Genomic DNA, 10,713 nt, shown 5'->3' on the forward strand with positions numbered 1-10,713 from the left:
TCCTAAATACCTGCCTCGTTCATTTTCTGCTGTCTGATCTCGAAATCAACGGGCGACAGCATGCCGTTGTTCGTGTGTTTGCGCTTCGGGGTATAGAACAGCTCGATGTACTCGAACACGTCCTGCCTAGCGGCCTCGCGGGTCGGGTACGTCCGTCGCCGGATGCGCTCCCGCTTCAGGAGTTGGAAGAAGCTCTCGGCGACGGCGTTGTCGTGGCAGTTCCCGCGCCGGCTCAAGGTCGTGCTGGCGGAGGAAGGTCTGCCACTCCCGGCTGGTGAACTGGGAACCTTGGACGCCCTTCTAAGAGTCAAGCGGCGATTTGGGACTGATTGATGTGCTTCTGACGCCGCATGATGATGCCGAAGACTTCTCGGGCGATATAGCGCTTGAGGCTGCGAATGGCTTCCAGCTTCGAGTTGCCGGCAGCGATGCGTTTGGCAACGTAGGCCTGGGTGCGCGGGTCCAGTCGCAACCGTCCGATCGCGATAATGTGGATGGCGCTGTTGGCCGCGCGATCACCGCCTCGATTCAATCTGTGCCTGATGGTCTTGCCTGATGACGCAGGGACAGGACTGACGCCACAAAGTGCCGCAAAGCTGGCCTCCGACCTGAGGCGCTCAGGGTTATCGCCAGCCGTCAGCAGCAGCTGCGCCGCGCTGTTCAGGCCGATCGCTGTCTGTTCGAGCAGCTCTGGGGCAAGATCCTTGACGATGGCTTCGATCATGTCATCCAGGTCGGCGATCTCGTCATGGAGTTCCAGATAGCGCCGCGCCAGCGATTTGAGCGAGATGCGATAGGCTTCTTCGACCTCCCGATACGCCGTGAGATCAGGCCGCCAAGCTGCCAACGTGCGGATTAACTGCATGCGGGTCATCTGCCGCAACGGGTCTCGCAACCTGTCGGGCGCGCAGACAATCGTCGTCTGGATCATCTGCAAGGCGATGCGGCGCGCCTGGACGGCCGTCTTGCGACAAACCCTTAGAACACGGAGGCTTTCGACCATTCCATCACGGCTCCTTGGTGTCACGGTATGCCGTTCGGCAAATGCGGCATGAGCAGCGCTTTCCGCATCGAAGTGGTCGTTCTTTCCGCGGCGGCGGCGGTCATGCTTGTCAGGGGCAGTGACCTCCAGAACCTCGACACCAGCCGCCTGCATGTAACGCAACAATCCTGCGCCATAGCTGCCCGAGCATTCGATGCCAACGCGTTGTAGATCGCCGAAAGACCGCATCCAGGCGAGCATCAAGCGATACCCATGTCGTGTCGTGGGAAAGCTCTCGACACCGAGAACGCGGTCCTGGTGGTCAACGACCGCAGCAACGTGCAAGTCCTTGTGGGTATCGACGCCGCCGACGACGTGAGATGCTTCTGAGAGTTCGGCCATCCTATGATCCTTTCCTGCGGCACGTGAACGAGCATCGCTCAGAAGAATGCAGGGACAGAACAGTCATGAGACCGGATGGTCAGGCCCTTCTTGGGTCACGGCGCACCTTTGAGACAAGCTCGCCGCAGGGCGTTCCCGGATGATCGACAGGTCCAGGGAAAGACACGTGTCAGGTCGATCGGAGTGAGAGTCAGATCACACCGGAAAGCCATGCGGCACCAACCCAGCGAATGGTCGATCGGTGTTTGAGTCAAACCACCCGAGAACTGGCACCAATCGTATGACTGTCGGAATGCACCGTGACCCGGTTGTCGGGCGTTCGTCGCCAGACGGCCATCAGCAGGGCCTGCAGGGCGAGGTCGGTGGTCATGCGGGATTGGGCAGACCAGCCAACGACCCGGCGCGAGAAGAGGTCGATGACGACGCAGAGATACAGCGGGCCTTCATAGGTCTTGATGTAGGTGATGTCGGTCACCCAGACCTGATCGGGTCGGGACGCCTCGAACCGTTGCTTGAGCCTGTTCTCGGCAACGATCGCGGGCTTGTCGCCATATCGGCCGGGACGACGCCTGTAGCCGACCTGCGCGGCGATCCCGGCCAGTGACGCCAAGCGTGCCACGCGGTTCTCCGAGATCCGTTCACCCTGGTCGCGCAGATCGTCCGTCAGCTTGCGATAGCCGTAGACCTTGCCGCTCTCTGCCCAGGCCTGCCGGATCAGCTCGGTCTGCCGCGCATCTTCCTGCGCGCGATGGCTCAGCGGTGGACGTGTCGCGGTTTGATGCCGCTCCTTTGATAGCATTTATTGCAGCAAAGGAGACGAACTATGGGAACGAAACGGACGGAAGAGTTCCGTGCTGATGCGGTGCGGATCGCGCTGACGAGCGGGCTGACACGCAGGCAGGTTGCGTCAGATTTGGGTGTTGGCCTATCGACGCTGAACAAATGGGTGATGGCGCATCGTGACACTGATGTGGTGTCGGACAAGGAACTGGACCTGGCCCGAGAGAACGAGCGGCTTCGACGGGAGAACCGCATTCTCAAGGAGGAGAGGGATATCCTAAAAAAGGCCACGGCCTTCTTCGCGAGCCAAAAGCCATGAGGTTTAGGTTCATCGAGGAGCATGGCCGCGATTTCCCGACCAACCGCCTTTGCCAGGTTCTGGATGTTAGCGAACGCGGCCTGCGTGCCTATCGCAGCCGTCCGGCCAGTCAAAGGCAGCGGACAGACATGGTCGTGCTGGCCCACATCAAGGAACAATCCCGTCTAAGCCTGGGCAGCTACGGTCGACCAAGAATGACCGAGGAGCTGAAAGAGCTTGGCCTGAACATCGGCCATCGCCGCGTTGGCCGACTGATGCGCGAGAATGGCATACGCGTCGAACGGTCCAAGAAATACAAGGTGACGACCGACAGCAACCATGCGTTCAACATCGCGCCGAACCTGCTGAACCGCGACTTCCGCGCAGATCAGCCGAACCAGAAGTGGGCCGGTGACATCAGCTATGTGTGGACCCGAGAGGGCTGGCTCTACCTTGCTGTGATACTGGATCTGCATTCCCGTCGGGTCATCGGTTGGGCGGTCAGCAATCGTATGAAACGCGACCTGGCCATCCGGGCTTTGCAGATGGCTGTGGCGCTACGCCAGCCGCCCAGGGGCTGCATTCACCACACCGACCGTGGCAGCCAATATTGCTCCCACGATTATCAGAAGCTCCTACGCCAGCACGGCTTCCAGGTATCGATGAGCGGCAAGGGCAATTGCTACGACAACTCCGCCGTCGAAACCTTCTTCAAAACGATCAAGGCTGAGATGCTTTGGCGCAGGTCCTGGCCGACGAGACGGGAAGCTGAAGTGGCCATCTTCCAGTACATCAACGGCTTCTACAATCCGCGTCGCAGGCACTCAGCATTAGGCTGGAAAAGCCCGGTCGCCTTCGAACGGAAAGTAGCTTAAACGAGCACAGGGGGCGGCACAAAAGCGTGACAAGTCCACGGCTCCTTGAGCCATGCATAGAAGCCGGAGAAGTGAACCCGCAGCACCCGGCACATGGCCCGGACGCCGAACTCCTCGCGATGCGCCCGGATGAAGGCGTACTTCATTGGGACTCGCGCGCGAAGTACGCGCTCGTCCATTGTCCTCGGACCAATGGCGGAAAATGAACTCGCCCTTTTTTAGGATGTCGCGCTCCTCGGTCACCCGAGCCAGCTCGCGCTTCAGGCGTCGGTTCTCAGCCTCGTGGTCCACGCCCGGCTTCGGCGACGGCTCCCCGAACAGCTTCACCCACTTGTAGAGAGAATACGTGCTGACGCCCAAACGGCGGGATACCTCCCGCACAGGATACCCGCGCACGGTTATCTGATGCACCGCATCGCGCTTGAACTCATCGCTGTAGTTGCTTGTCCCAATGTCCGCCTCCTCGGCTCAAAGTAAGGGGGCAAAGCGTCTACAAATCTAGGGGCACCTCACAATGGGATACCCTACAAGCTAAAGCATCTTATCGATCTCGTCACGCAACCAGGGTGGAGTTTTGGCTTTGATCCGGTGGCTGGTTACTCTGGACTGATGAAAAACAAGAAAGCCGTGATCATTCATGCCAGCGGCGTCTGGCATAACGACGTCGGCGAAAACTTCGGTTCAGATTTCTCGACACCGGTTTTGAGGGATTGGCTGAATTTCCTCGGGATTGTCGATCAGAGCGATATTCGCGTTCAGCCAACCGTGCTGACGCCAGACGTCGAAGTTGTCAAAGCAGCAGCAATGAAACACGCGTCTGAACTGGCATCGGCAATCTAGGAATAGTGCCACAGTGGGGCTCTGCGGCCAGAGCCCCATGAACTCCCGGCATAACGCGAGCCGATAATGTCGACTGCGTGATCAGCGACGCCGATCAGAGGAGCGCTTTCGTGCGGTCTGTCGGATTGGCGCGTGCAGAGCAGAGAGTAGACGATCGATACGCACGAGACGAAAACTTTACGGTGCGTCACTCTTCCGACTTTCGCTGCGTGCGTTTGAACGACCGCTTCATTAGCGCAGTTTCAAAAAAGCCGCTCAGTTTCGACAACCGACGCTTTATAGTCTTGCTCCCATCTTGCCAAGATGGCGGAACCCTGGCCACAAAATCGGTCCTCAAGCTCGGAGCACCTTTGCATTCGGTCCAAACGAAAATGCCTGATGGCAGAGCGCATCTCGCACCATGCAACGAGAACCTCGTTGTCGCAGTAATAGATAATGGCGAGCGGCCAAACTGTGCGGTCAGTCTGCTTGCCAGATGCGTCCGCATAAGTGAGTTTTAATTTGGTTTCCGAACGGATCGCGCGCCGGATCAGGAATGCGTCGGTCTCTCGTGACTTGCTTCCCCAGGACGAGGCGACCAGATGCCTGACACCCGGGGCGACGCCATGCAGTTTTCGGGCGGCGCTTTTTGCCGAGTTCCAAAGACCCCGGTCGCCCGTTCGCGCAACCATGTGCAAACCGACGATTATCGCTTCGGCTTCGTTCTCATCAAAGGATAAGGGCGGAAGGTCGTACCCGGCACGCATCACGTAGCCCACTCCGGTTGCACCTTGGATCGGTACTTGCCGAGCCTGCAAATGCGCGATGTCGCGATAGATGGTTCGTACGGAAACCTAAAAGATTTCGGCAATTTCGGCGGCCAAGACGGGCTTCTTCGCACTGCGAAGGATTTGAATGACATCAAAAAGGCGCTCTGTCTGTGCCATGCCTTTCTCCCGATGCCACCGACAGGAGCATATCACTACTGCCAGCTACGTGTCAGTAAGCATCTGTTAGTGACCCATTCCAAATCGAATAGGAGAGTGTCCATGGTGGACTTGTCAGACCTTAATAGTGAACTGAAAACCTGCAAATTCGTGGCATCATGGTTGGTTTGGGTCGAATTGGCCAATCGCGATGACGAACGAGTTCGGCAAGCCGTGACGGATGCCGTAGGATTGGAATACGGACCGTTTGAGGGCGTCGCGTTTGAAAGCGGTGAAGGTGTGCAATTCTTTCGCCCAAAGAAAGGGTCCAAACTGGGCGATAGGTCGGAAACCATTGAAATGCCTGCAAGGGTCCTCACGTTTACAGTCGCGGGGGATACGGCTATGCTCGCAAGCGCGGTCGAGGCAATTCGACATGCGCATTCCTATGAAGAACCGGTAATAATGGTCCAGCAGGTTTGGGCTAGCCGAGCAGATTTAAGCGGGGACCGAGAGAATCCCAACCGCTGGTGGAACCGAGGGTTCGACGTTTAGCCAGAGCCGCCATTCGCCGCGGTGCTCCTCGACCGCAGATTTACGCCAACCGTGCTACCTACCCTTCAACTCACGGCCAGTTCATAGGGCTGCTCATTTATCGCGAGAGCCTCTTCGAACCACTGCGGTTTCCTTCCCCGGCCGGACCAGGTGAGCGCCGGGTTCGATGCATGGCTGCAAAGCAGGATTGAGTCCAGAGCCTAGATGGACGGAAAACATAGGACTGACCTGCTGCCGGTTTCGCGGACACCGAAAAAGGGTGTTCATGAAACTGAAGAATTCACCTGACGAGAATAGCATTGGGCTTGTGTTCAGGCAGGACGCGGTGGACATACAAAGCTTTGATCTCAAGAGTGCGAATAACACGGTCAGGGCCGGTCACATGGCAAATCGCTGAACCCGATTGCGCGTTATCTTTACAGGTTTTGCGAGGGCGCAAGCTGTTGGCGAAGGGCTTGCTGATTGTCCGCCAGACGCGTGACCATCATACGAGTCAGCGCAAGCGCGAAATCGGGATGGTCTCGGAATATCTTGATCACCGTTGCCCGGTTGATCCAACCCGCCGAGACAGACCCCACTGCAGATATTGTGGCGGTCCTGCGGCCTTTGTCCGAAAACAGTCCCATTTCCCCCAGTATGGTGCCTTTGCCAAGCACGCCTCCGACACCGTCAACAATGACCTCGCCCTGGATTATGAGGAGTAGCCGATCGGCGGGCTCTCCCTCGTTGAACAGCACGGCTCCGTCCTGATAGGCGTCAAGTGTCATGAAGGGCACCAACAAAGAAATGTCTGTCTGGTCGGCCAGGCTTTGTTTAAGGCGGTTCCGCATTTGCAACTGCTGGACAAGCCGCCAGATATTCACCGGAAGCAAAAGCATATGAAGGATCATGATAGGGGCGAGTCCTGCGATCCACGCATAGGCGATAAACAAGAGGTTCGAGGCGGTTGCAATCAGTCTCAGAGGCAGCAGCGTCTGCATGCAAAACGTCAGAAAGACCAAAGCTGACGCAGCAAATCCGATCAACTCAACAAATTCCATAGGTATTCCCCGCCAACCCTTCTGGATGCTTTGCACCTCGCGGGCGCTATTCTAGTGTCCGGGCGAGACTGCGTTTCAGGATCACCCAAGGTCAAGCTTGGACTTGGGACCGTTTTTTCCCACGTCGTTTTTTGTCGCACGCGCATGGTGATGTCGCACTACCCTCATTTGGGTCAGGAACCATTGGTCCCCGCTTTGGAGCGTGATTCACGGATCAAAAGCGAGGGCTCGCCATGTCTGATCTCTTCTGGCTGACAGTTGCGCAAATGGCGCGTCTAGAGTTCTTCTTTCCGAAGCCCCACGGCACGCCGCGCGTTGACGAAAAGCGAGGTCTGAGTGGGATTATCTTCCTGAATCGCAATAGCTTAAGGTGGCGCGATGGCCTTACTGCCTATGGCCACACAAAACGCTGTACAACAGTTGGAAACGGTAGAGAGACAAGGGCAACTTTACGCAGGTGATGGCCGGTCTGGCCATCAAGCACGGCGAACAAAATGCCTGAGCACTCATAGGTTCATGAACCCCGAAGATACCGCAAAAAAGCTGGGGACCTGGCGAAAAGACGACAACGAAGAAAGGCCGCACGGTGCCATGGGGAACAACGAGCCGGCAGCACTCTCGAAATTGCCAGACGCATCCAGCCCGTCTGCGTGATCAAAGGGCGGAAAATCTAGCCCCCAGCGGGGACACTTCCGGTAGCGCAGACGTGTTGCCAGACCCTAATCTCAAATCGAGGACGTTTCAGGGAGGAGGTCCGCAGACAGAGAAGTGCATGATCGGATTACGGCAGTCAGCCGCAGTTAAACGGCTTTGGTGCTGCTTTCTCGTTGTGCACTGAAAACATGTGAACGCTAAGCCAGAATGACTGAATTGAGTCCGGGTATGAACACCATTGCAAATTTAATGGGCCTGTGTTGTTCTTCGTCGGTCCTGCACTGTGAGATAAAGCAAGCTCCATAATGCATTCAACAGACAGTGCTGCATTGAACACACTTCCGACCTGGCGTGCAATTCCTGGATATGCCTACGGGCTTCCGCAATCCTCGATGCAGACACAAGAGGTCTTTCCTCTTGGAAAGGGCGTGGAGAGAGTCGCGAAGGCGTTCAACGCCGTTATCGCACAAGTCGTTGGGGATGAGGACACACCGCCTCCCGGCCCGAGGTCTCCTCTGCTGGTCGTAGAGACCATTGCACGTGCTGTGGCGCGTTTGCAGAACTGGGTTTACATCCCTGTCTCGGATGATTTCGTGGCACGCGAAGAAGGAAACGCGGATCGAGGTGTCCGGGTGGAGCTGACCCTTCCTTTCTGGAGCCTGACTGCCACGCGGATTGCCTATGGGTATTGCGCGGAGATTTGGAACCGTTTGTCCGCCAGAGAAGAATTCGAGGACATCGACGCATTACGGCTCACTTTAAGTGACAAGCTCACGCCTTTTGTCGCGAGCAGCGTGAACCAGTTTGCGCTTGTCAAAGGTGCTGTTGATCTCAACCTCAACCTTATCCGAATGCCTGGTGAGGTCTTGTGTTTGGGAACTGGTGCACAGTCTCGACTGATGAACAGTACTCTTACTGACCGGTCTGCCAACATCAGTATCATGTTGGCCCGTGACAAAGCGATGACAGCCAAGGTTCTGCGCATGTCCGGACTGCCCGGAACAAGGAACCAGCAGGTTTCATCTGCCGATGAAGCAGCACAAATTGCCAAAGAGTACGGGTATCCTGTTGTCATCAAACCTGCAGACTTGGATCGCGGCGAAGGCGTGGCTGCCTTTCTGGCAGACGAAGTGGCGGTTCGTGAAGCTTATGCCAAGGCACGTGCGCTGACGGAAAACGTTCTGATCGAAGAGCAAGTGAACGGCTTTACTCACCGCCTGACGGTCGTTGACGGCAAGGTTATCTCGGTGCGACAGCGCGTTCCGGGTGGCGTGACCGGTGACGGAAAAAGCACTGTGTCGCAACTTGTCGAAGCTCATAAGCAATCGGAATGGAGTTGACGTTGGATGCGCACCAGAGGGCGCGTTCCCGTTGATTTGGATGCCGAGGCGCTGGAGTTCCTAGAACAGGAAAACGTTGGGGTCGAAACGGTTTTACCCGAGGGGCAGTTTCAGCGCTTGAGGCGCCGCGACAACATCAATGCCGGCGGAAGCAACCGTGATGTGCCGCTCGAAGACGTACACGCGGATAATCTGGACCTTGCGGTGTCTGCGGCTCGCGCAATCCGTCTAGACATCGCTGGGATCGATCTCATCACCACTGATATCAAGCGATCATGGCGCGAGGTTGGCGCGAAGATCTGTGAAATCAATGGAAAGCCTCAGTTCGCGGCGCGCCGCACGCCTGAACTATATCACGAATTGTTATCGAGGGTTGTCGGACCTCAGCCTCATGTGCCGGCACATCTGGTCCTGTGTGCAGATGATCTGTCGGTTCGCGCATCGCTCATTAAGGTCGTTGAGGCGCAGAAGAGGGACCAAACGATCTCGATGCGCGAGGGGCTTATTCGCAGCGGTGCGCTACTCACTGCTGCCTTCTCGGATGGCTATGCAGCCGCATGGGCTGCTGCCGTCCGGTCGGATGTCGAAGAGATGACATGCATGATGTCGCCCGGTGAACTGTTCCAATTGGGCACGCCTCTTAGAATGTGGACGACAGTCAGCATCAAACAAGCCGGGCTGAGCACAGAGGAAACGCGACTGATCCCCCACGTAAGCAGAGTCCTTGGTCTTGATCGAGCAAAGACCAAAAACGCGATATCCTTGATCTAATGTCTCTTTTTGACGTGATGGCTTTTACCAGGGATGGTGGCTTCGGCGCAGGTTTGCGCAACCGCATGCACGCCATTCCCGCATTGAAGATCAATGATCGCCAACGTTTTGAAGAGTAGCGTTTTTCGGCAAGCCTTCGTAATTCGGTTACCTTAGAGCAAAGAAATAAACTATTCTTGGGGAATCTTGGATTGGGTGGGAAGACTTTATGCGGAAAAAGAAATTTGGGAAGATATTGACGCCTGTTGTCGCGGTCTTCGTGACCTGCGCGCCTTTCGGAGCCGTTGCTCAAACTCTGTCTGACGCGTGTGCTGCCCGCCTCACGGAAACGCCCATTACGATCGTCGTTCCTAATGAGGCGGGTGGAGGGTATGACATCTACGCACGCGCGTTCGCTTCTGCTCTTGAAGACATTTTTGGTGGAGACGTTCGCGTCTCCAATATGCCAGCGGCGGGCGGACGTCTTGCCTACACCGAAGTGGTCCAGCAAGATCAGCAAGAGATTGTTCTCTTGATCGAAAACATTGGCGACCTCATAACCACGGCCGACACCGATGACGCGCTTGGGTTCAATAGCGATGCGTTTGCTGCGTTGGGCATACTTGTCTCCGAGCCGTCGGTTTGGCTGGGTAGACCTGATATCGACCTATCTGATCCATCCCTGGAAAAGATTGTTGTCGGGGCAAATTCCGTGAGTTCGACTTTGATTGAGGCAGGTCTGGTTGGACGGGCTTTGGGACTGAATATGCGCGCTGTTGCCGGTTATGATGGATCATCCGAGACGACAGCGGCTGTGCTGCGCAACGAAACGGACATTGCAGTATTGACTGTCACTACGGCGCTGCGGCGATCGGAAGGGAATGATCTGAAGGTCCTTTTGCTCCTTCAAGACAAAGCACATCCAGATGCGCCCGAGGCCTTTGTTTTCGGTGGCGCGGGCGGGCTTGTTGAGGCCCGCGCGGCGGGATTGTCTAATGATGAACGCGCGGCACGACGCAGAATGGCCGAAACAGCAATCTCGCTTGCCGTGACGCACAGGGCGGTGCTTACAGGTGCGCATCTCGATGACGCAGAAAAACAATGCCTCCGATCTGCAACAGATATCGTCCTGCAGGGAGCCGACCTGGCGAAGACCTCGGAGGAACAAGGCCGACCCATTGATCCCATTCTTTCGGAACCGACCGCTGAGATCTATGCCGCAGTCCAGCGGTCGCAAGCCGAAGTAATCGATCAGTTGGAGGCACTTGAGGCAGAGTTGGTGGAGTAACCGA

11 protein-coding genes and 4 pseudogenes are annotated in these 10,713 nt (G+C 56.7%); 8 read left to right on the forward strand and 7 right to left on the reverse strand.

Features of this window, described 5'->3' with window-relative positions; all coding sequences use genetic code 11:
* Window positions 1-2: 2 nt before the first annotated feature.
* From ACMVPR_RS14795 to ACMVPR_RS14805, 3 genes and pseudogenes are all read right to left on the reverse strand, one after another.
* Window positions 3-291, reverse strand: a pseudogene (locus tag ACMVPR_RS14795) (IS3 family transposase); the annotation flags it as partial.
* Window positions 292-307: 16 nt separating this feature from the next.
* A complete protein-coding gene (locus tag ACMVPR_RS14800) occupies window positions 308-1,384 on the reverse strand; it encodes an IS110 family transposase (protein WP_416883495.1) in 1,077 nt (358 codons plus the stop codon).
* A gap of 286 nt (window positions 1,385-1,670) precedes the next feature.
* A pseudogene (locus ACMVPR_RS14805) lies at window positions 1,671-2,150 on the reverse strand (IS3 family transposase); the annotation flags it as partial.
* 57 nt (window positions 2,151-2,207) lie between these two features.
* Between ACMVPR_RS14805 and ACMVPR_RS14810 the strand changes: the two are divergent.
* Window positions 2,208-3,337, forward strand: a protein-coding gene (locus ACMVPR_RS14810; RefSeq protein ID WP_416883152.1) for an IS3 family transposase whose coding sequence is annotated in 2 segments (ribosomal slippage) — window positions 2,208-2,451 and window positions 2,451-3,337 — 1,131 coding nt in all. Because the reading frame shifts where the segments join, the coding sequence is not laid out codon by codon here.
* A gap of 38 nt (window positions 3,338-3,375) precedes the next feature.
* On the opposite strand, the pseudogene ACMVPR_RS14815 reads toward ACMVPR_RS14810, so the two are convergent.
* Window positions 3,376-3,790 (reverse strand): annotated as a pseudogene (locus ACMVPR_RS14815) (transposase); the annotation flags it as partial.
* Window positions 3,791-3,856: 66 nt separating this feature from the next.
* Here ACMVPR_RS14815 and ACMVPR_RS14820 point away from each other — a divergent pair.
* The gene (locus ACMVPR_RS14820) at window positions 3,857-4,177 is read left to right on the forward strand and encodes an NAD(P)H-dependent oxidoreductase (RefSeq protein ID WP_416884662.1); all 321 of its coding nucleotides are present in this window, start codon (window positions 3,857-3,859) and stop codon (window positions 4,175-4,177) included.
* A 242-nt stretch (window positions 4,178-4,419) separates the two neighbouring features.
* Here ACMVPR_RS14820 and ACMVPR_RS14825 read toward each other — a convergent pair whose 3' ends face one another.
* Complete coding sequence (locus ACMVPR_RS14825) at window positions 4,420-4,935, reverse strand: helix-turn-helix transcriptional regulator (protein ID WP_416884663.1); 516 nt, start codon at window positions 4,933-4,935, stop codon at window positions 4,420-4,422.
* A 39-nt stretch (window positions 4,936-4,974) separates the two neighbouring features.
* Here ACMVPR_RS14825 and ACMVPR_RS14830 point away from each other — a divergent pair, with 39 nt between their 5' ends.
* Entirely contained in the window at window positions 4,975-5,637 is a 663-nt protein-coding gene (locus ACMVPR_RS14830) for a hypothetical protein (protein ID WP_416883496.1), read from the forward strand.
* A gap of 65 nt (window positions 5,638-5,702) precedes the next feature.
* On the opposite strand, the gene ACMVPR_RS14835 is transcribed toward ACMVPR_RS14830, so the two are convergent.
* Together ACMVPR_RS14835 and ACMVPR_RS14840 are read right to left on the reverse strand one after the other, a co-directional pair.
* The gene (locus ACMVPR_RS14835) at window positions 5,703-5,834 is read right to left on the reverse strand and encodes an H-NS histone family protein (protein WP_416884664.1); all 132 of its coding nucleotides are present in this window, start codon (window positions 5,832-5,834) and stop codon (window positions 5,703-5,705) included.
* A 219-nt stretch (window positions 5,835-6,053) separates the two neighbouring features.
* Window positions 6,054-6,677 (reverse strand): Crp/Fnr family transcriptional regulator, encoded by a 624-nt coding sequence (locus ACMVPR_RS14840; protein WP_416883497.1) that lies wholly within the window; start codon window positions 6,675-6,677, stop codon window positions 6,054-6,056.
* Window positions 6,678-6,910: 233 nt separating this feature from the next.
* Here ACMVPR_RS14840 and ACMVPR_RS14845 point away from each other — a divergent pair.
* The 5 genes and pseudogenes from ACMVPR_RS14845 to ACMVPR_RS14865 all read left to right on the forward strand — a co-directional run.
* Window positions 6,911-7,170: pseudogene (locus ACMVPR_RS14845) on the forward strand (transposase); the annotation flags it as partial.
* A gap of 23 nt (window positions 7,171-7,193) precedes the next feature.
* Entirely contained in the window at window positions 7,194-7,331 is a 138-nt protein-coding gene (locus ACMVPR_RS14850) for a hypothetical protein (RefSeq protein ID WP_416883498.1), read from the forward strand.
* A 305-nt stretch (window positions 7,332-7,636) separates the two neighbouring features.
* Entirely contained in the window at window positions 7,637-8,671 is a 1,035-nt protein-coding gene (locus ACMVPR_RS14855) for an acetate--CoA ligase family protein (protein ID WP_416883499.1), read from the forward strand.
* Window positions 8,672-8,677: 6 nt separating this feature from the next.
* A complete protein-coding gene (locus ACMVPR_RS14860; RefSeq protein WP_416883500.1) occupies window positions 8,678-9,442 on the forward strand; it encodes a hypothetical protein in 765 nt (254 codons plus the stop codon).
* 208 nt (window positions 9,443-9,650) lie between these two features.
* Window positions 9,651-10,709 (forward strand): hypothetical protein, encoded by a 1,059-nt coding sequence (locus tag ACMVPR_RS14865; RefSeq protein ID WP_416883501.1) that lies wholly within the window; start codon window positions 9,651-9,653, stop codon window positions 10,707-10,709.
* Window positions 10,710-10,713 lie beyond the last annotated feature (4 nt).

Origin of the sequence: Marivita sp. (assembly GCF_048006345.1) — a bacterium.
Classification (GTDB): Bacteria; Pseudomonadota; Alphaproteobacteria; order Rhodobacterales; family Rhodobacteraceae; genus Marivita.